16 protein-coding genes are annotated in these 20,648 nt (G+C 69.7%); 14 read left to right on the top strand and 2 right to left on the bottom strand.

From position 1 onward, the window contains the following. Positions 1-143: 143 nt before the first annotated feature. The gene (locus tag OG207_RS12055) at positions 144-1,796 is read right to left on the bottom strand and encodes an MFS transporter (RefSeq protein ID WP_329098489.1); all 1,653 of its coding nucleotides are present in this window, start codon (positions 1,794-1,796) and stop codon (positions 144-146) included. A 108-nt stretch (positions 1,797-1,904) separates the two neighbouring features. On the opposite strand from OG207_RS12055, the gene OG207_RS12050 reads away from it, so the two are divergent. From OG207_RS12050 to istB, 5 genes are all read left to right on the top strand, one after another. After that, on the top strand, positions 1,905-2,486 hold the full coding sequence (locus OG207_RS12050; RefSeq protein ID WP_329098487.1) for a TetR/AcrR family transcriptional regulator: 582 nt from the start codon (positions 1,905-1,907) through the stop codon (positions 2,484-2,486). A 205-nt stretch (positions 2,487-2,691) separates the two neighbouring features. Continuing rightward, positions 2,692-2,985 (top strand): PqqD family protein, encoded by a 294-nt coding sequence (locus tag OG207_RS12045; protein WP_329098485.1) that lies wholly within the window; start codon positions 2,692-2,694, stop codon positions 2,983-2,985. Positions 2,986-3,415: 430 nt separating this feature from the next. Beyond that, positions 3,416-3,646 (top strand): hypothetical protein, encoded by a 231-nt coding sequence (locus OG207_RS12040; RefSeq protein ID WP_329098483.1) that lies wholly within the window; start codon positions 3,416-3,418, stop codon positions 3,644-3,646. 167 nt (positions 3,647-3,813) lie between these two features. Continuing rightward, positions 3,814-5,061, top strand: a complete 1,248-nt coding sequence (istA, locus tag OG207_RS12035; RefSeq protein WP_329094678.1) for an IS21 family transposase — start codon at positions 3,814-3,816, stop codon at positions 5,059-5,061. A 1-nt stretch (position 5,062) separates the two neighbouring features. Further along, positions 5,063-5,905, top strand: coding sequence for an IS21-like element helper ATPase IstB (gene istB, locus OG207_RS12030; RefSeq protein ID WP_329094680.1), 843 nt, complete (start codon positions 5,063-5,065; stop codon positions 5,903-5,905). Positions 5,906-6,030: 125 nt separating this feature from the next. Here the strand turns inward: istB and OG207_RS12025 are convergent, their stop codons facing one another. Beyond that, entirely contained in the window at positions 6,031-8,283 is a 2,253-nt protein-coding gene (locus OG207_RS12025; protein WP_329098481.1) for a non-ribosomal peptide synthetase, read from the bottom strand. Positions 8,284-9,095: 812 nt separating this feature from the next. Between OG207_RS12025 and OG207_RS12020 the strand changes: the two genes are divergently transcribed. Genes OG207_RS12020 through OG207_RS11980 form a run of 9 tightly spaced genes read left to right on the top strand, consistent with a single transcriptional unit; the run spans position 9,096 to position 20,624 of the window. Beyond that, the gene (locus OG207_RS12020) at positions 9,096-10,262 is read left to right on the top strand and encodes an ATP-grasp domain-containing protein (RefSeq protein ID WP_329098479.1); all 1,167 of its coding nucleotides are present in this window, start codon (positions 9,096-9,098) and stop codon (positions 10,260-10,262) included. A 28-nt stretch (positions 10,263-10,290) separates the two neighbouring features. Further along, positions 10,291-11,061: an NAD-dependent epimerase/dehydratase family protein gene (locus OG207_RS12015; RefSeq protein ID WP_329098477.1), complete on the top strand. Its 771-nt coding sequence runs from the start codon at positions 10,291-10,293 to the stop codon at positions 11,059-11,061. Next, positions 11,058-11,999, top strand: coding sequence for a Gfo/Idh/MocA family protein (locus OG207_RS12010; RefSeq protein WP_329098475.1), 942 nt, complete (start codon positions 11,058-11,060; stop codon positions 11,997-11,999). Before OG207_RS12015 ends, OG207_RS12010 begins: the two co-directional genes overlap by 4 nt. Then, positions 11,996-13,084 (top strand): DegT/DnrJ/EryC1/StrS family aminotransferase, encoded by a 1,089-nt coding sequence (locus OG207_RS12005; RefSeq protein WP_329098473.1) that lies wholly within the window; start codon positions 11,996-11,998, stop codon positions 13,082-13,084. Before OG207_RS12010 ends, OG207_RS12005 begins: the two co-directional genes overlap by 4 nt. Then, positions 13,044-13,766, top strand: a complete 723-nt coding sequence (locus tag OG207_RS12000) for a DegT/DnrJ/EryC1/StrS family aminotransferase (RefSeq protein WP_329098471.1) — start codon at positions 13,044-13,046, stop codon at positions 13,764-13,766. Before OG207_RS12005 ends, OG207_RS12000 begins: the two co-directional genes overlap by 41 nt. After that, positions 13,760-14,593 (top strand): sugar phosphate isomerase/epimerase family protein, encoded by an 834-nt coding sequence (locus tag OG207_RS11995; protein ID WP_329098469.1) that lies wholly within the window; start codon positions 13,760-13,762, stop codon positions 14,591-14,593. Before OG207_RS12000 ends, OG207_RS11995 begins: the two co-directional genes overlap by 7 nt. After that, positions 14,590-15,852, top strand: a complete 1,263-nt coding sequence (locus OG207_RS11990; protein WP_329098467.1) for a M20 family metallopeptidase — start codon at positions 14,590-14,592, stop codon at positions 15,850-15,852. The genes OG207_RS11995 and OG207_RS11990 overlap by 4 nt, the downstream gene beginning before the upstream one ends. A 55-nt stretch (positions 15,853-15,907) precedes the next feature. After that, the gene (locus OG207_RS11985; RefSeq protein ID WP_329098465.1) at positions 15,908-18,991 is read left to right on the top strand and encodes an amino acid adenylation domain-containing protein; all 3,084 of its coding nucleotides are present in this window, start codon (positions 15,908-15,910) and stop codon (positions 18,989-18,991) included. A gap of 10 nt (positions 18,992-19,001) precedes the next feature. Then, on the top strand, positions 19,002-20,624 hold the full coding sequence (locus OG207_RS11980) for a condensation domain-containing protein (protein WP_329098463.1): 1,623 nt from the start codon (positions 19,002-19,004) through the stop codon (positions 20,622-20,624). The last annotated feature ends 24 nt before the right edge of the window (positions 20,625-20,648 follow it).

Genomic DNA, 20,648 nt, shown 5'->3' with positions numbered 1-20,648 from the left:
CATGCGCGGGGCGGCACTCATCCATGTGCGGGACCGGGAACGGCGGAAGGTCCGTGCCGGATCACGGGGGATGAATTCCGGCACGGACCGCTTGTGGGGCTGATCGGGCAGTGGCTACCGCGGCCCCGGGGGCCGCGGTGGCGTCACCGCCGCGTCAGCGAATCCTGCCCGTCCGTTCCGTACCGCTGCGGCTGCGGGTGGCCGGTCTGTTGCGGGTACCCGCCGTGCTGCCGCGGGTCTCCCGCCCGGTGCTTCGGCTGCGGCGCGTTCTCCGGCTGCTGTTTGCCCAGTCGGACGTTGCGCAACATCGTGGCGGCCAGCAGCGCCATCAGGATCAGGATTCCGGAGGCGGTGTACATCGCCGCCTGCAGCCCGTGGGTGAACGCTTCCCGCGAGGCCGCCGCCAGTGCCTGACCCGCCGCTTCGGGCAGTCGCCCGGCGACGTCCAGGGCCCCGCCGAGAGTGTCCCGCGCCGTGTCGAGTGCCGCCGGGTCCAGGTTCTTCGGTGCGGTGTCGGCGAGGTCGGCCCGGTACATGGCCGTACCGACGCTGCCCAGGATGGCGATGCCGAGCGCGCCGCCGAACTCGGTGGCGATCTGCGACAGGCCCGAGACGGTACCCGCCTTCTCCGGCGGCGCGGTCGCGATGATCATGTCCGACGAGGTGGTGAGCACGAGCGTGATGCCACCTGCCATCGTCGCCGTACCGGCGACCAGCGCCGCGGTTGCGGTACTGCCGTCCAGCTGGCCGAGGATGACGAAGCCGGCGGCACCGATCAGCAGACCGAGGCCGACCACGAACGCCGGACGGACCTTGCGGACGATCAGCGGAGCCAGTCCGGCCGCGGTCATCGCCGCGCCGGCGGCGGGCAGGGCGTACAGACCGGCGATCAGCGGCCGGACACCCGCCACCATCTGGAGGTACTGCGTGGTGAACAGGCTGGAGCCGACCATCGAGAAGACGCCCAGGGTGTTGGCGGAGATCGACGCGGAGAAGCCCCGGTTCTTGAACAGCTGGATGTCGAGCATCGGGTCCGTCAGGGAACGCTGCCTGCGGATGAAGGCGTAACCGAGGGCGAAGCCGACCAGTATGGCCGCGACGGGCAGCCAGCTCAGCCCCTCCTGGGCGATGTGCTGCACACCGTAGATGGTCGGCAGCATCGCACCCAGGGACATCAGCGCACTGGTGACGTCGAACCGACCCGGGTTCGGGTCGCGGGACTCCGGGAGCAGCAGCGGGGCCAGGATGATCAGCAGCACCATGATGGGCAGGTTCACGAGGAACACCGCGCCCCACCAGAAGTGCTCGAGAATCGCGCCGCCCATCAGCGGGCCGAGCATCGCGCCACCGGCGAACGCGCCGGTCCAGACGGCGATGGCCACCCGGCGCTGATCCGGGTCGTGGAACATGTTGCGGATCAGGGAGAGCGTCGACGGCATGAGCGTCGCGCCACCGACACCGAGCAGAGCGCGGGTTGCGATCAGCATGTCCGCGCTGGTCGAGTACGCCGCCAGAACCGACGCGGTGCCGAACGCCGCTGCGCCGAAGAGAAGCAGCTTCCGCCGGCCGATCCGGTCCCCGAGCGTGCCCATCGTTAACAGCAGCCCCGCCAGCATCAGCGGATAGATGTCGAAGATCCACAGTAACTGGGAGCTGCTGGGCTCCAGGGAGTTGCTGATGAAGGGCAGCGCGTAGGACAGCACATGCATGTCAAGAGAGATGAGCAGGACGGGGAGTACCAGAACGGCAAGGCCGATCCAGGCCTTCCGGTCGGCAGATTGCGTGTCTGCGTTCATGAGCTGAACCATACGTACGTCTCAGTCGCTTGTCTAGTACGCGTGATTACGAAGAGCGTCTAGGACGGACGTATATGACGGACGTGTGTTCTTGGCTATGATGACGACGTGGGAAATCGAGAAGACTTGCTGGTAGGTGCCAAGAAATGCCTCTACGAGAAGGGGTACGCCCGCACGACGACACGGGACATCGTCGCCGCGTCGGGTGCCAACCTCGCCTCGATCGGCTACCACTTCGGCTCTAAGGAGGCCTTGCTGAGCGAAGCCGTGATGGAGGCGTTCGAGGAGTGGGGAGAGGAGCTCAGGGACCTCCTCGCCGACACCGCGGACGCGGAACCCGACCTCGATGCGGTGTGGGAGCGGGTCTCCGGTTTCTTCGTCACCCACCGGCCGCTGCTGCTCGCCAGCATCGAGGCATTTGCTCAGGCCAATCGGGTGCCCGGGCTGCGTGAGCAGCTCGCCGAAGCCTATGAACGGGCGCGGGTGGCGCTCGTGGAGCCGCTCAGGCACGCCCTGGCCGGCGAGGGTGGCGAGGTCGACGAGAAGACGGAACGGGCCGTCGGGTCCTTCCACCTGGCCGTCATCTCCGGCCTCGGTCTGCAATGGCTGCTCGACCCGGACAACGCCCCGTCCGGAGCTGAACTCGCCCAGGCGCTGCGGGTGTTCGTCAGAGCCGTCGACGTTGACTAGGTCGCTGTTGCTGCCGCTGCCAACGCCCCCTGTGGAGGTGGGAATTCCCCACCTCCACAGGGGGCGTTGGGGGCGTTGGCGGCTTCTCGTGGCGCTGGTGGGACCATGGCCTTACATTGAGCGACGGCCCGTGTGCCAAGAGTGGTGAGTTCCGGTACGGGGGCGTCCGAGGCTTGCATCGGCTACCCCTGAGGAGCAGCAGCACATGGAGGAAGAGGAGAAAGAGGTATGGGCGCGGGTGAGGCCCGTGTCCGAGGTGATCGCCGCCGTCGCGGCCGACGGCGAGCTGGAGTTGGCGAACGTGGCGACCGGCGAACGGTTCACCTGCGATTCTCAGGGGGCAGCGATGTGGGTCGCCCTCCAGCAGCACGAATGGCGGCTGGATGCCACGGCGACGGAGCTGAGCAGGGCCTGGATGATGGATTCGCTGCGGGTACGGGTCGCCCTCGGTCGCTGGGTGGAAGAGCTCCAGATCGCAGGACTGGTCGAGGAAGCCTGACCCTCCGCACCACGTCCCGCAGGGCACGGGGAAGACGCCGAACCATCGCGCGCACCCGCAGAACCACCCCGCCACCCGTAACCGGCATCCGGACAGCAAGCGGCATCCGGACCGTTACCCGAACCCCCTCCAAGACCTCCTCGGAAACGAGTGGCGAGGTCACGACCAACTCCGCTGTAGGGGTTCCCTGTTGCTCGGCCGTTCCGCAGCGGTGCGGGGTGCTGGCGGTGAGAGCTGGCCGCCTTGTGACATGGCACCAGGCGGCAGCGATTTGCTCACCGTCGTCGAGGTGGCGGCGATCTAAGGTTCCTGTGTGTATGCCATCAAGGTCGTCCTGCAGCCGCAAGAGAGCGCCCCTCGCGTTGAGCAGAGGCCCTGTGACGCGGTGGCCTCGTGGATCCGGTGTGATGCGCAGCCCGGGGTCGAGCACGTGACGCTCGTCCCGGCGCCGCCGTACGTCGTGGCCATGACCTTCGTGATGGCCAGGAACCTGCTGGGTGCGGAGGGCGTGGCTCTGGCGGCCTGGGAGCACTGGCTCCGCCAGTCCTGGTTGGACGCCTGGCGGCTCGTCTCCTGCGCGGGGGACCTCGGACTCGGGGTCCCCGCAGTGGCCGAGCTGTTCGTCGCCAGTGAAGGGGCCGATGACTCCGGGGGCTTCTGAGGCGCGAGGCCCCGTCCGTCGCCGATGGCGGTCATGGTTCCGTGGGCCCAAGGGCCCCGGGGTGTCGGCGACGGCTGAACTCGGACCCTCTGACGGCGTATCAAAAGTGACCCACTTGGTGATCTTCATCTGACTCTGACCTTGGTGATCAAGGTCAGGAGGGAAGGGTGATCCTCGTGGAGGACTGGGCAGAGATCCGCCGGCTGCATCGGGCCGAGCGGATGCCGATCCGGGCAATCGCCCGGCATCTGGGGATCTCGAGGAACACGGTCAAGCGGGCTCTGGCCACGGACCGGCCACCGAAGTACGAGCGTGCGGTGAAGGGCTCGGCGGTCGACGCGGTCGAGGTGCAGATCCGTGAGCTTCTGCGGGAGACCCCGACGATGCCGGCGACGGTGATCGCGGAGCGGATCGGCTGGGACCGCGGGATGACGATCCTCAAAGACCGGGTGCGCGAGCTCCGGCCGGCCTATGTTCCGGTCGACCCGGTCTCGCGGACGGTTTATCGGCCCGGCGAGCTGGCCCAGTGCGACCTGTGGTTTCCCGAGGCGGACATTCCGCTGGGCTATGGGCAGTGCGGGCGGATGCCGGTGCTGGTGATGGTCTCCGGCTACTCGCGGGTGATCACCGCGAGGATGCTGCCCTCGAGGCGGACCGGGGACCTGATCGACGGGCACTGGCGGCTGCTGACCGAGTGGGGTGCGGTGCCCAAGACGCTGGTCTGGGACAACGAGGCCGGCGTCGGCCGCGGCCGCCCGACCTCCGAGTTCGCCGCGTTCGCGGGCCTGCTCGCCACGAAGATCTACTTGTGCCGACCTCGCGATCCAGAAGCGAAGGGCCTGGTCGAGAGGGCGAACGGCTACCTGGAGACCTCGTTCCTGCCCGGCCGCCACTTCAGCGGCCCGGACGATTTCAACAGCCAGCTGACGGCCTGGCTGAAGGTCGCCAACCGCAGGATCCACCGCACCCTCGGCGCCCGCCCGGCCGACCGATGGGAAGCCGACCGGGCCCAGATGCTGACCCTCCCGGCCGCCGACCCGCCGACCTGGTGGCGGTTCCAGGTCCGCCTCGGCCGCGACCACTACGTCCGCGTCGACACCTGCGACTACTCCGTCGACCCGGCCGCGATCGGCCACCAGGTCACCGTCCTGTCCGACAACGAAAAGGTGATCGTCCTGGCCGCGGGCGGGGAGATCGTCGCAGAACACACCCGCTGCTGGGCCCGCCACCAGACCATCACCGACCCCCAGCACGCCGAAACCGGCCGGATCATGCGCCGAGAACACCACCACCAGCGGCCCACCGGTCACATCCGGTCCGTCGATTCCGGCCCGCTGGTCGAAGTCGAACAACGCGAGCTTGGCACCTACGACCGTCTGTTCACCGTGATCGACGGTGGAAGAGAGGTGATCTGACATGCCCCGCACCACCATCGCCGACACCACCGAGGACACCACCGCCGCTTCGGCTGGAGTGAACCGGCGGACCGGGCAGCAGACCGCCTCCGACCTGGCCTTCCTCGCCCGCGCGATGAAAGCCCCCGCACTCTTGGATGCCGCGGGCCGACTGGAGGAACGGGCCCGCAAGGAATCCTGGACCCACACCGAATACCTCGTCGCCTGCCTCCAGCGGGAGGTATCCGCCCGGGAATCCCACGGCGGCGAAGCGAGAGTACGGGCGGCGCGTTTCCCCGCGGTCAAGACCCTGGAGGAACTCGATGTCACCCACCTGCGCGGCCTGACGCGCCAGCAGCTGGCGCATCTGGGCACGCTGGACTTCATCGCGGGCAAGGAGAACGTCGTCTTCCTCGGCCCGCCCGGCACCGGCAAGACCCACCTGGCCACCGGACTTGCGGTCCGGGCCTGCCAGGCCGGTCACCGCGTCGCGTTCGCCACCGCGGCCGAGTGGGTCGACCGCCTGGCCGATGCCCACCACACCGGCCGCCTGGCCGACGAACTCACCCGACTCGGACGCTATCCGCTGATCGTGGTGGACGAGGTGGGATACATCCCCTTCGAGGCCGAAGCCGCGAATCTGTTCTTCCAGCTCGTCTCGAACAGATACGAACGCGCGTCCGTGATCGTCACCAGCAACAAGCCCTTCGGACGCTGGGGAGAAGTCTTCGGCGACGAGACTGTCGCCGCCGCCATGATCGACCGCCTCGTCCACCACGCCGAGGTCCACTCCCTCAAGGGAGACTCCTACCGCATGAAAGGACGAGAACTCGGCCGCGTTCCCACCGTCAACGACAACGACTGAACCGACACCAGCGGGTCACTTTTCAACCGGCCAAACTGGTCCACTTTTCAGCCGACGCCGACACGGGGCGCGACATGGCTGTGTCCCGCACGTCGTCGACGTGCGGGACACGGGCCGGTTCCGCATCAGGCTCGCGTCAGCGCCTTCAGGTCTCGCTTTCCGTTGTGGTTCGTGGGGATCCCGTCCACTTCGACCACTTGGCGCGGAACCATGTACGCGGGCAGGTCCGCCGCCAGCGCCTCGCGCAGGCGGGTCTGCGAGTAGTCCGGGCCCGGGACCACGTACGCGACCAGGGCGACGGCGCCGGCCCTGTTCGTCGCCGTGGTGACCGCACAGTCGACGACGCCGGGACAGGCTGCGGCGACGTGTTCGATCTCGCCCAGCTCGATGCGGTAGCCGCGGATCTTCACCTGGGCGTCGATTCGACCGAGGTACTCGATGGTGCCGTCGTCCAGCCAGCGGGCCAGGTCGCCCGTGCGGTACAGGCGGCCCCCGTCCTCGAAGGGGTTCGGTACGAACCGCTCCTCGGTGAGCTCGGGTGCGTTGAGGTAGCCGCGGGCCAGGCCGGTTCCGGCGATGCACAGTTCGCCAGGGGTGCCCACGGGCGCCAACTGGCCCGCTCTCGTCAGGATGTAGAGCCGGATGTTGTCGATCGGGCGGCCGATCGGGACCGCGCGGGTGGTATCGACGTCGGTGCACGCCTGGTACGTGACGTCTACGGCGGCCTCCGTGGGCCCGTACAGATTGACCAGTTGTGCGGAGGAGCCGAGCCGGCGCGTGAACGCCTCGCTGTGGCTCACCGCGAGCGCCTCGCCGCTCGCGAACACCCTTCGTAGCGAGGAAAGTTCGGGAACATCGCGCGTGACCGTGGTGTACAGCAGGAAGGCGTGCAGCATCGAGGGAACGAAGTGCATCGTGGTGACCCCGGCATCGGCGATTCGCCGGGCGATCCGCTGCGGGTCCCTTTCGTCACCGCCGGGCAGGGTGACGACCGAGGCGCCGGCCAGCGACCACCAGAAGATCTCCCACACCGAGACGTCGAAGGTGAACGGCGTCTTGTGCAGGATGACGTCGTCCGAGCCCAGCGGGTAGGCGCGCTGCATCCACCACAGGCGGTTGACGATGGCCCGGTGCTCGACCATGACGCCCTTGGGGCGGCCGGTGGAGCCCGACGTGTAGATGACGTACGCCAGGTCCTCGGGGCCGCTCACGGCCTCCAGGTCGGTCGCGTCCGAGGCCTCCACCGCCGGGTCGTCCGCGTTGACCGCCGTGCGGCCCGTCGCGACGTGCGCGGTCTCGTCGGTCACCACGACCACCGAGGTGCCGCTGTGGCCGAGGATGTAGTCGATGCGGTTGGCCGGCAGCGTCGGATCCACCGGCAGGTACGCACCACCCGCTTTGAGGACGGCGTACACCGCCACGAGCATGCGGGGTGAGCGCGGGACGCAGACGCCGACCACGTCGCCCGCGCCGATGCCCCGGGACCGTAGTGTGCGGGCGAGGCGGTTCGCCGCCGTGTTCAGCTGGGCGTAGGTCGTGCCGTCGTCGACGACGGCCACGGTGTCGGGCGTGGTGGCGGCCCGCTCCTCCAGGAAGCTGTGCAGGGTGCGGTCCGCCGGAAACGCTGCCGATGTCGCGTTGAACTCACGTCTCATCAGGGAGCGTTCGAAGTCGGTTGCGGGGAGGAGGGAGGTGACGGACTGCGCGGGGTCCTTGAGCAGCAGGCCCATGAACTCCACGAAGGACTCGGCCAGGCGATGGGCAGTGGCACCCGAGAACAACCGTGCTTCGTAGAGCAGCTCGATCCAGCCGGATCCGCCCTCCGGCTCAAGACGCAGGTCGAGCAGGAGCGGGCAGCCGCGGGCGGAGGCGTCCTCCTCGGTGAGGCAGCCGCCCACGGCGAGCATCAGATCGGTGGGCCGGGTCTCTTCCGCGTCCAGGAGCGCGTGCAGCGGAACGTCCAGGTGGACCGACGCCTCCTCGAGGGCGGCGCGAGCCGAGCCGAGCAGGCCCTCCCCGGTGAGGTCGTCCGTCAGTGCAATGGTCACGGGGACCGCCAGGTCTCCGCCCGCCGCCGCGGGCAGCGGGAGGAACACGGTCACCTCGTCCCGATCGGTGGCGCGCGCCGCGAGCAGGGCGAGCACCGAGCCGCCGAGCACCCGGGTCAGTAGCGGATCGCCGGAGGTCAGGGACCGGGCGGCGAGGGCCGTGTGGTCCGGGAGCGCCACGGTGACGGCGGTGCGGCCGCCGGCGTGGTCGCGCAGGTGGTCGCGGACCAGCGCCGTGGGATCGGCCCAGGTGGTCCGCTGTCGCTGCCAGAACGCAGCTTGATCCGGGAAGTCCTGCAGGATGAGCTGGAGTTCGAGGGCGTTGCTCACGAAGCGTCCTAGTAAGAGAAGTCGGTGGCCGCAGCAGCCGCGACGGGCTGCTGCGGCTCGGATCGCGGCCGGAGGGCCGCCAGGCCGTGTTCCCGGCGAGTGCTCGGTGGGTCGTGCCGACACGACCCACCGAGCACCGTCAGTCCCAGGCCCAGTTGCCGGGCGGCGCCTGCTCCGTTGCCCCGGCCGTTGTCTCGGCCGTTGCCTGGGCGGAAGCCAGGGCGGAGGCCGGGGCGGGCGCCTGGGCCGGTGCCTGCGCGACATAAATCGGCGGAATGACGAAGAGCGCGGAAAGGAACGTCCCTCGAAAGACGTTCGTGATGTATCGATTCACTCTCGACCTCGCATGATCGGACTGTCTGGACCCAATCCTGTTTGCTGCAGGATGCCGCGTCACGCTTTCGGGCTGGCACTTACAGGTCATGTCCTCCAGAGGCCAAACCCCGATGGCGCGGATGTCAGGGAGGCGGCCCATCCCCGACGCGCCGGTTCTGCGGGATCCGGCGGGCCGCGACGTGGCCTCTGGGTGCCATGGCCGGGAGGGGCCAGCTCGAAAGCATGACGCCGCACTTCGCGAAGTCCAGGATTGGTCGAGACGGCCGGGTCGCTCAACTTCATCAGATTCGACGGCTATTTCGCGCCGTCCGACCGGACGGGCCTGAAGGTGCGTCGGTACGTAAGTAATTTCCAATCGGGCCCGGACTGGCCGTAGTTGTTTCCACTCACTGGGAGTCGGCGTGGTAGCTGTTGGCTGTGAAGATCGAGCCGTACCGGCGCGGAGGGTTCTCCTCATCGGCTGGAGGATCGCCACCTTGAGTGCGCTGCGTGAGCTGGGCGCCAGGGTGTGGTGCGTGGCCACCCCGGACATCTACGCCCGGTTCGGCGACCAGGCCGAGGTGGAGAGCGCCGTTCTGGTCTCCGACTGCACGGATGTGGAGGAGATCCTGTGCGCTCTTCAGCGAGAGGGTCTCAGCCCCTCTGATTTCGACGCCGTCTGTAGCCAGCAGGAGTTCTCCCTCGTCGCCACGGCGCTCCTCGGTGCGGAATTGAGCCCGATAAAGCCGTTGACGGCGGCTCTGCTGCGGGACAAGTACCTGCAGAAGAGCCGGATAGCGGAGGCAGATATTCCAGTCGCGGGTTGTCGCATTCATCCCGACCTCGCTGCGCTGGACAGCGTGTCGGACCAGCTGCCGGTGGTGGTCAAGCCCATTCTGGGCGCCTCGTGCGCGAACACCTATGTGGCGCGGGACACGCAGGAATTCGGCCACGCGATCGCCGAATTCCGTACCTCCGGATTCAACGGGCCGTTCCTGGTGGAGGAGTTCGTCACCGGTGCCGAGCACCACGTGGACGGAATCGTCCGCGACGGCGAACTGCTCTTCCTCGGCATCAGCCGGTACCTCCAGAACGTGATCGAGCTCCGCTCCGGCGTACTGTCCGGCAGCATCGCGCTGCGCCCCGTGCTGTACCCGTCCCTGTACGAGAAGGTCAGCTCGCTGGCACGCGCCTCCCTGGCCGCGCTCGGTCACCGGGACGGGGTCTTCCACATGGAGGTCTTCGTGCACGGCGACGAGGTCACCTTCAGCGAGTGCGCCGGACGCGTCGGTGGCGGTCCCATCGACCAGCTGGTCTCTGCGCACTTCGGCGTCGACCTCCACCTGGAGTGGGCGAAGACGATGTTCGGCGGCCCGGGCCCCGTCACCGCCGCACCCTCCGGCGAGGTGCACGGCTACGCCCTGCTGATGGCCGCGGGCACCGGCACCGTACGCGCCATTCCGAGCCGCGCGGAGTTCCTCGCGCAGGACGGGGTGGTCTCCGGGCGCCCCATGGTGGGCGTCGGCTACCGGGTCGACGCGCCGACCGCCGCATCCGACGTCCACATCGGCGAGGTGGTGGTGCGTGGCGCAACCGAGGACGACGTCGTCAAGAGGCTTCACGAGATCAACGAGTGGTTCCGCGCCCAGGTCGTCCTGGGCTGAGCCGACCGACAAGCGGGTGGGAAGAACTATGGATCAACCGGTACTCATCACCGGGGCGGCCGGGAACATGGGTCGGATGCTGAGGCAGGGCCTGCGGCATCCGCTGCGGCTCACGGACAGCACTCCGGACGAGGGCTGTGAGCAGGCGTCCGTCACCGACCTGGACGCGATGCGGGCCGCGATGCGCGGCGCGAGCGCCGTCGTGCACCTCGCGGGCATCACCGACGAGGACAGCTGGGAGCGGATCGTCGACGTCAACGTCGACGGGACGCGTACGGTCCTCGAAGCCGCGCGCCTGGAGGGCGTCCAGCAGGTCGTGCTGGCGTCGAGCAACCACGCGGCGGGGTTCCAGGAGCGGGGTGCGGGTGAACTGCCGGGCGACATCACCGCACGGCCGGACACCTATTACGGGTTCAGCAAAGCGGCTCTGGAGTCGCTCGGCGCCCTCTACCACGACCGGTTCGGCATGAACGTCGTCTGCCTGCGCATCGGGACCTGTTACGACAAACCGTTCGACGTCCGGTCGCTCTCCACCTGGCTCTCCCCGGCGGACTGCGTGCGGCTGGTCGAGGCGTCGCTGCGGGCCGAGGGCTTCCACATCGTGTGGGGCGTCTCCGACAACACCCGGCGCTGGTGGTCGCTCGACGCGGGCAGGCACATCGGCTACGTACCGCGCGACGACGCGGAGGTGTTCGCCGAGGAGATGCTGGCGAAGGCCTCCGGGGACCTGTCGGCCGACCTCGGGCAGCGCTACGTAGGGGGCTTCTTCTGCGCGCTTCCCCTCGGCGAGCGCCCATGAGGACCGTCCTCGTCGGATACGGGCACGCGGCGCGAGACCTCCACCGAACGGCCATCGAGGAATCCGACCTCAGGTACGCGGTCGACGAGATCGTCGCCGTCGACCCCCGTAGTCCGCAGGCCCATGACCTGCCGGTCTACGCCACCCTCCAGGACCTCCCCGGGATCACCGCGTCCGACGTCTTCCACGTGACGGTCCCGCCCGCCGACCACGCGGCCGTGGTCGAAGAGATCGTTGAGCTGGGCGGCAAGCGGATCATCGTCGAGAAGCCCCTGACGACGGACGGCAACACCGCACGCCGGATGGCGAAGGCGTGCGCGGGTGCGGGCGCCTCCCTCTACCCGGTGGGCATCTGGAACTTCTCGTCGGGCGTGGACCGTCTGCGCCGCGACCTGGACCGGGGCGGGAAGCCCCTGCACTACGAGTTCGAGCAGTCCAAGGACCGCGTCGGCCGGACCTTGTCGAACACGAGTCACAGCAGCGCCTTCGAGGTGGAGCTGCCGCACCAGGTGCTCGCCGCGATCTGGACGTTCGGCGAGATAGAGGACGTCCTCCAGGCCTCGTCGCGGTCGCTGTGGGCCGACGGCCGCGAACTGCCGCACGCCGGCGGCGCGTACGTGGTCGTCAGACACCGCAGCGGCGTGATGGGAACCCTCGTCGGCCACCTCGACAAGGAACTGCGGACCAGGCGCCTGCGCGTCGCCTGCTCCGGCGGCGACCTGCGGGTCGACCTCCCGCTCACCAAGGCCGACAGATCGAGCTTTTACCACGACAGCACGGGGCGGATCCACGAGATCCCGGACCGCCCCCTCACCGAGTGTCTGGTCTCCGCCTACACGGCGGGGCCGGCGGAAGGTCAGGCCAGATTCAACGTGGACATGCACGTGCATTGCATCGACGTACTGGAAGCCGCACGGCGCCGGGCAGGTGCTCCGTGACGAACGTACCGTTCTTCAGGAACTCGACGACCTGGCAGCAGGTGCGCGGGAGCGTCGAGACGAACATCGCCCGGAGCATCGACGAGGGCCTCCCCGTCGACGGCGTCCTGGTGCGCGAGGTCGAGGAGGAGCTGGCCCGGCGGCTCGGCTGCGCAGGGGTCCGCATGACCGCCAGCGGCTCGGACGCGCTGCTCGTACTGCTCCGACAGCAGGGCATCGGCCCCGGCGACGAGGTGATCGTCCCGGCGTACACCTTCTTCGCGTCGGTCGCCGCGGTGATCCACGTCGGCGCGCGCCCCGTCATCGTGGACATCCGCCCGGACTCCTACACGGTGTCCGCGGAGGCCGTCGAAAAGGCGGTCACCGAGCGCACCAAGGCCGTACTCGCCGTCCACCTGTTCACGACCATGGCGGACATGGAGCGCCTCGGCCTCCTCTGCGAGGACCGCGGGCTGCTCCTCATCGAGGACAGCGCGCAGGGCATCGGCATGAGCCGGGCCGGGCGCGTGGCGGGCACGGCCGCGCGCGGCGGAGTGCTCTCCTTCTTCCCCAGCAAGACGATCGGCGCGCTCGGCGACGCCGGGGCGGTCATCGCCACGGACCCGGCCCAACTCGAGCAATTCGACGCCATCTTGGGGCGGCTCGACGGATCGGCGAGCGTGTACGGGTGCGACGAGATCCAGGCGGCCGTCGTCCAGGCCTGCCTGCCGCTCCTCGACGCCTTCAAGGACAAGCGCCGGGAGCTGTTCGCCTATTACGACGGGCGGCTGCGCGACACGGAGGGCGTACGGCAGCTGCCGCAGCTGTCGCCCGAGGACGTCGGCTACGTCTACGTCGGCGAGTTCGACCGCCGCGACGAGCTGCAGGCCCATCTGAAGGCCCGTGGCATCACGACGGAGATCTTCTACCCGCTGCCGCTGTCCCGGCAGGAGTGCCTGGCGGACGTCGCGGACTGCGCGCAGCCCGTGCCGGTCGCCGAGGCCGCGTCCACCCGCGTGTTGGCCCTGCCGCTGTATTCGGATCTCTTGGAAGAGGAGGCAGCACATGTCTGCGACAGCATCGTCGACTTCTACCGCGGGGCGTGACCTGGCCCGCACGGTCCTGTTGTACATGGACGCCGCCGTGCGCGACGAGTCGTTCATCGTCGGCCCGCAGGTGCGGGCGCTGGAAGAGTACGTCAGCGGGGTCACGGGCAAGAGCGCGGTCTGCGTGAGCAGCGGACCGGTGGGCCTGATGCTGGTGCGCCGGGCCGGGTTCGCGGGAGCACCGCTGACCGTGGCGTCGGACGCCGGTGCCGCGGTGCGCGCCGTCGTCGAGGGCGAGGGCCGTCTCGTGCAGCAGGCGAGCGCACTGTGGGCCGATGGGGTTCCGGTTCAAGGATCCCTCTTGGTGAGGGACCTGACGGTGCCCGCAGAAGCTGCGCAGTGCCCGGGCGCGGTCGGTACCGCCGAGGTCGTGGGCATCGGGGAGTTCGCCTCGCTCGTACGCCAGGAGCGGGTCGCCCGACGGGTCGCCGCGGCGGACGCGGTGGTCGTCCACGCCGCCCGCGACTACGGGTACGGAGCCGGTGACTTCGGCATCGTCGCCTGCTCGGAGGAGACCGCCCGGCGTCTGCGCGTGCTGCGCAACCACGGGCGCGACGGTCTGGGTACCTATCTGCATGCCCAGGTCGGCTTCAACAACCGCATGGACGAGGTGCAGGCCCGGTTGCTGCTCGACCGGATCGCAGCCGAGGTCGACGACGGCGCGGAGGGCACGGCGTGCTGAACGAAGGGTGGCGCGACCGGCTGTCCGTCATCGGCGACGAGTGCGGCTTCACCTGGGAGCAGCAGATCGCCAACACCGAGGCCCTGGGACTGAAGAGCATCGAGCTCCGCTCGGTCGCCGGCCGCTCGTTGGGCGCGTACGCGTGGCCCGAGACCGAAGACATGGCCCGCTCCCTGGCGGACGCCGGACTCTCGGTCGTCGCCCTGGACAGCCCGGTCGGCGCCGGGAGCATCGCCGCCACCACGTTGGAGGAGGACCTGGCGACGGCCGAACGCTGGTTGGAGCTGGCCTGTCTCTTCGGGACGCCATCGGTGCGCGTGATGTCGTACGGACGGGCGGAGCTGACCGACGAGGCGTGGCAGGCCGAATCGGTGCGCCGCCTGCTCGCCCTGCGGGACCTGGCCAAGGCCTACGACCGCCGTCTCCTGCACGAGAACTGCGTCGGCTGGGGCGGCCGGGACGCGGCTTCGGCGGAGCTGTTCATGCGGGAGGCCGGCGACGAGCACCTCGCCTTCCTCATGGATACCGGAAACGGCGTCTGGTACGGCTACGACTCCGTCGAGATGGCCGGGGCGGTCCTCCCGTACGTGCGGCACGTACACATCAAGGACGCGCGACTGCGCGAGGGGGAGGCCGTGCCCTGCCTGCCCGGCGAAGGGAGGGCCCGCGTCGCGGACACGCTGGCACTCGTCCTGAGCGAATACCCCGAAATGACGCTGAGCCTGGAACCGCACCTCCTGGTGCAGCCGCACCTGGGAATTCAGTGCGAGGACGGCGAAGCGCTGTACAAGAGCGTCGCCGCATGCATAGAAGGTTTGACCGGATGATGATGGACAATGATGCGATCGAGTTCCTCCTGCGGTTTCTCGAAACCGACAGCGTGAGCCCGCTGGAGGGCGGCGACCCGGCCGGGACGCGGCGGGCGCAGGAGATGTTCGCGGAATTCACCCGGGACCGGGGATTCGAGGTGTCCTGGGAGACCGCCGACGTCACGGCGCTGCTCGCGGACCCGCACACCCCGGTGCTGGTGCGGGAACACGCCGGTGCCGAGGGGTGGCTGAGCGACCAGCCGGTCGTCGCGGCGAGCATCGGTGACGCCGACGCGGAGAAGACGGTCGTCATCAATTTCCACGTCGACACGGTATCCCCGCACCTTCCGGTCGAATTCCGGGACGGCGTCATTCACGCGCGGGGCGCGGTGGACGACAAAGGGGCTGGAATTGCCGTTGTCTGCGGTGTAGCGTACGCATACCGCCAGAATCCGGATCTCGCCGGAAAAGTCCGTACGGTCATTCTTTCCGTACCGGGTGAAGAAGGCGGAGCGATGGGGTGCTACGGCACCAAGCCGGCGCTGGCGAAGCGCGACAAGGCATCGTTGCTGGTGTTCGCCGAGCCGACCGGTCTGCTCGTCCACGACACGTCGTTCGCGACGATGACGCTCGAAGTCACGATGGACGCTCCGGACAGCACGGACGACTTCCCGTACGAGAACGCCAACGCCACGCTCGTCCTCGCGGCCGTCGCCACGGACCTCGCCTCCGGTCTGAAGGACCTGGTGGAGAACCGCGACATCAAATGCTGTGTCGCCGGTCTGCACACCGGCCTCCAGCACAACCGCGTGTACGGAAGCGGGCGCCTGCTCGTCAACTTCGCCTACTGCGACACGCGTTACGCCCAGGTCGTCCACGAGCGGGTGGAGGAGATCCTCGCCGCGTCCGTGGAGCGCGTGAAGGCGGAGTACGGACCGAGCCGGTTCGCCCGCGAGTGGGCCGCCGATCTCGGCGACGCACTGCACTGGCGGTGGCTCAAGCAGGGCCTGCCGTCGTTGCGCAACCGGTCGTCGGAGTACGAGGCACTGCTCGCGGAGTGCGGCCTGGAGCGGCTCGCGGGCGACCAGCTCGACGAAGCCTTCACCAGCGACGCGATCTGGGGCCAGGACGCGGCCGACTACACGGTGGTCTGCGGCCCCGGCGGCCTGGACAGCCACGGCGCCCACACCGACGGCGAGTACGTGGCGGTCAGCGAACTCGACGAGTACGCACGGCGGATCGCCCTTCTGGTCACCAAGGTCGCCGACTCCGGCTGACCGGGCCCGCGGCCCGTCCGACGAACCGACACGAAGCCGGGAATGAGGTTGAGTCATGAGCGAGACTGCCGCACTGCTGCGGGATCTCGTCGAACAGCGCGCGCGCACGAGCCCCGACGTGCTCGCGGTGGGCCGGAACGACGCCGGCTGGCTGACGCTCGGGCAGTTGGACCGGGTGGCGGGCCGACTCGCCCGCGACCTGGCCGCGCAGGGCGTCGGCCCCGGCGACGTGGTGGGGCTGCTGCTGCCGCGCTCGCCCGAGTTCGTCGTCGCCGCCTTCGCCGCGTGGAAGACTGGGGCCGCATACACCCCGGTCGACCCCGCCGCTCCGGAACACCACCGGGCCTTCGTCCTGGACAACAGCGACGTCAAGGCGGTGGTCACCGCCGACGAGGCGGCCGGGCGCGCGACGGGACGGCCGTGGTGCCTCGTCGGCGACGGGCGGCGCCCGGCGGACGGCGTCGGGGGAGGGACGGCGGGCGCCGAGGCCTTCACCTCCGTGCCGCTGGCCCCCCAGGACCCGGCATGGGTGCTGTACACGTCGGGGTCGACGGGGCGCCCCAAGGGCGTCGTCGGCTCGCACGGCGCGACCCTCAACCGGTGCACCTGGATGTGGGAGGCCCAGCCGTTCGCCAGCAGCGACGTCTCGGTCCAGAACACGGCGCCGTCGGTCGTCGACTCCCTCTGGGAGGTCTGGGGTTCGCTCGCGCAGGGCATCCCCGTGGTCCTGCCGCCCGCCCACGCCTCGCTCGACCTGGACCTGCTCGTCCAACTCCTGGCCGAGCACCGGGTCACCCGGATCTGCCTGGTGCCGTCGCTACTGCGGGCGCTGCTCACCAGCTTTCCGGACCTGGGCGCACGCCTGCCCGTCCTGGAGATCTGGACGTGCAGCGGGGAGACCCTCGACCGGGACCTCGCGCAGCTGTTCCGCACGGCCCTGCCCGGACGGACGCTGCTGAACCAGTACGGACTGACCGAGTCGTCCGCCGACGTGACGACGTACGACACCCGGGACCTGCTCACCGACGAAGACGCCGCGGGCGAGGCACGCGTACCGATCGGGCGCCCGATCCGCGGCACCCGCGTCCTCGTCGTCGACGAGGACCTGAGGCCCGTGCCCGACGGAGTGGCCGGTGAACTCCTGCTGGCCGGACCGTCCTTGGCCAACGGATATGCGAACGCACCCGAGCTGACCGCCGACCGCTTCCTGCCCGGCCATCCGGCCACGGGCACCACCGTCTTCCGCACCGGCGACCTCGCACGCCTCGACCCGGACGGCACCCTGCACCACCTGGGCCGGCGCGACCGCCAGGTCAAGATCCGCGGCTTCCGCGTCGAGCCCGAGGGCGTGGAGGCCGTACTCAAGGAGTGCGCCGGGGTACGGGATGCCGCCGTACGGGTGTGGGTGCGCGCGGGCGAGAGCGAGCTGGCCGCGTACGTGGTGCCCGAAACGCCCGGCACACCGCCCGACGCGGGCGAGCTGCGCGCCCGGATGCTGCGGGACCTGCCCTCGCACGCCCTGCCCTCGACGTTCACGGTCCTGGCGGAGTTCCCCCGCACCGCCAGCGGCAAGACCGACCACGGACTGCTGCCCGAGCCGGCCCGGCCCGGCACCCGATCCGGTGCGGTGGCCCCGCGCGACGAGGTCGAGAAGACGGTCGAGCGGATCTGGCGCGAGGTCCTGCGCGAGCGCGACTTCGGCGTCCTGGACGACTTCTACGAACGAGGAGGCCACTCCCTCGCGTTGATGCGGGTGATCGCCCGGGTGAACGCCGCGTACGGCGTACGGCTGCGGCGAGCGGACTTCGCACGCGCCGTCACCGTCGAGTCGCTGGCGCGCGCCGTGGACCGGGCGGCCGCCGAGCCGGATGCACCGGATGCAACGGAGCAGGCGCCGACCACCACCGGCGGCGTCGGTGTCGACCTGGCCTCCGAGACCCAGGCCGCCATGTGGCTGCACGAGAAGTGCACCCCGGCACCGGGGCTCTACAACATCCAGCTGGCGTTCCGGATCCGGGGCGCACTGGACGTCGAAGCCCTGGCCCGCGCGCTCCACGACGTGGTCGCCGCACACCGGGCCCTGCGCATCGGGTTCGAGCACAAGAACGGTGCGCTGCGACTCACCGAGACCCGACCGGCCCTCAGCCGCGTAGAGCTGGCCACTGTCCAGACGGACGAGGAACTCGTCCCGGGCCACCTCGGCGACGAGGGCGCCCGGCCCTTCGACCTGGCGAGCGGACCGCTGTTGCGGGCCCTCCTCCTCGACGTCGGCGACACCGGTCACGTACTGAGCCTCACGGTCCACCACACCGTCTGTGACGGACAGTCCCTGCGCCCGCTGCTCGCCTCGTTGAGCACGGCGTACGCGGCCCGCTCGCAGGGCGCGGCGCCCCACGCCGCCGTGAGCCGGACCCCGGTGGCGGCGCCGGAACCCGCCACGCACGCCCCGCCCCCGCACCGGTACCCGACCGCCCAACTGCCCACGGACCACCCGAGGCCCAAGCGGGCGGACGGCCACGGCGCCACGCTCCGCGTCGACGTACCGGACGATCTGGCCGTACGCGTCCGGGGCCGGGCACGACGGCTGCGGACGACCCCGTTCACGCTGTGCTGCGCGGCCTTCGCGGACGTCGTCGCCTCCTGGACGGACCAACGCCGCTTCGCCGTGTCCATTCCCGTCGCCAACCGCGGTGACGAGGTGTCCGACGACGTCCTGGGCTGCTTCATGCGGACGGTCGCGCTGCACGTGGAGATCGAGCAGGGCGCCCGCGCACCGGAGCTGCTCGACGGGATCCGGGGCGCCCTGGAGCGGGCGTACGAGGCGCCGAGCGTCACGCGGGTCGAGGTCGGCGGCCGGCCCCCGCAGCTGATGCTCGCCTACGACGAGGCGCACGGCGCCGCGTTCTCCCTGCTGGGCACGGACGTCACGCCCCTGCACGTCGAGAGCCGGGTCTCCAAGCTCGACCTGACGCTCTACCTGGACGAGTCGGACGACGACTACGACTGCCGGATCGAATACGCGACGGCCCTCTTCGAGGAGAGCACGGTGCGCCGGTTCGGCCGGGAATTCCTGGCGGCGCTGACCCGCATGTGCGGTGAGGAAAGCGACGCCGGCCAAAACGCCAAGAACGAATTCTAGGGTGGGAACAGTGGATCAGATCGAAAAGGTCGTACGCGACGGCTGGGCCACGATGCTCGGCTGCGAAGTGGACGACGACACCAACTTCTTCGAGGCGGGCGGAGATTCCATATCCGCCATCCTCCTGATTTCCCAGCTCAATGCGGCGCTCGGCACTTCGCTCGCTCCGCACATGCTGTTCGAGGCCGAGGACTTCGGGGCATTCCGAGTGCTGGTCCAGGCTGAACACGGCGGCGGTACGGAGCAGGAGCAGCAGCAGGAGCCGGCAGGGGAACAGGAGGCACCCGCGGCGCGGACCGGCGGCGCAGTGAGCGTCACCTCCCGCCTCCAGGAGCGCTGGTTCGGCCTCGCGAAGGAACAACTGGGCAACGTCGACCTGTTCTTCGAGGTGACCGGCGAGCTCGACCACCGACTCTTCGAGGCCGCACTGACGGAGCTGAGCCGCCGCCACGCCGTGCTGCGCAGCGTCTACGAGCCGGGCAGCCCGCCCCTGCAGCGGAGCCTGACCGACTGGCGTCCCCCGACCCGCACGCAGGACCTGCAGGGTCTGGGCGAGGCCGAGGTGCGGGCTGCGGTCCACGCCGCCGTCGAGCGGTCGATGCGGTTCTTCGACCTCGAGTCCGAGGTGCCCTTCGAGCTGGAACTGCTCACCCTGTCGCCGACCGAGCACCTCGTCATCGGTCACCTGCACCACATCGCCACCGACGGCTGGTCGATCTCCCTCCTGTTCGAGGACCTGGAGCGCGTCTACCACGCCCTGGAACAGGGCACGGACCCCGCGACACTGGAGCCCGCCCCCCAGTACGAGGCGTTCGCCGCCCGGCAGCGCGCGTACGTCGCGGACGGCCGGATCGAGGAGGCGCGGGACCACTGGCGCTCCGTCTTCCGCGGCGCCGGCGCCCCGACGGGGCTCCCGGCGACCCTGGCGCCGAGCTCGCCGGCCGGGTCCGGCGACTCCAGCCGGTACGTGAACCTGCTGCTCGCCCCGGGGCAGGCCGACGCGGTGCGCACGTACGCGCAGCACCAGCGCGTCACCGTCTACAACGTCCTGCTCACCGCGTTCGCCCAGTTCCTTTCCGAGGTCACCGGGAAGGACGACCTGCTGATCGGCACGTCGACCGCAGGCCGCCAGGGCGGCGAGGACGACACCTGCCTGGGCGTGTTCATCAGCCCGATGCCGCTGCGCATCTCGCTGACCGGCGCCGGTCCGGCCCAAGGTCTGCACGCGCTGATCAGCGAGCGGATGCGGGACCTCGCGAAGTACCGGATGTACCCCTTCGCCGACCTGATCGAATCGGTCGAGCCGTTCGCCGGAAAGCAGCTCGCCGAGGTCTTCTCGATCCACTTCATCTACCAGAACCAGCCGCAGCCGAGCGCTGCGCACGGCAGGCGCTATCACCAGATCGACTTCCAGGACGCCGGCCTGCAGCGTCCGCACGGGCTGCCGATGCCGCGCAGCCGGGTCCTGCGCGAGCTGGAGGTGGTCGCCTTCGACCGGCTGGACGGTTCGCTCTCGCTCAACTTCGCCTTCGACCCCGGCCGGTTCAACGAGACCGAAGTGGCGGGCTGGCTCCGGACGTACGGGGCGAAGGTGGCCGAACTCGTCGAGGAACAGCCCACGACGCTCGGGTGACTTCACGGCATGGGCCATGTGCTG

Origin of the sequence: Streptomyces sp. NBC_01439, from assembly GCF_036227605.1 — a bacterium.
Lineage (GTDB): Bacteria > Actinomycetota > Actinomycetes > Streptomycetales > Streptomycetaceae > Streptomyces.
The sequence above is the reverse complement of the archived record's forward strand: the minus strand, read 5'-3'. Positions and strand labels throughout refer to the sequence as shown.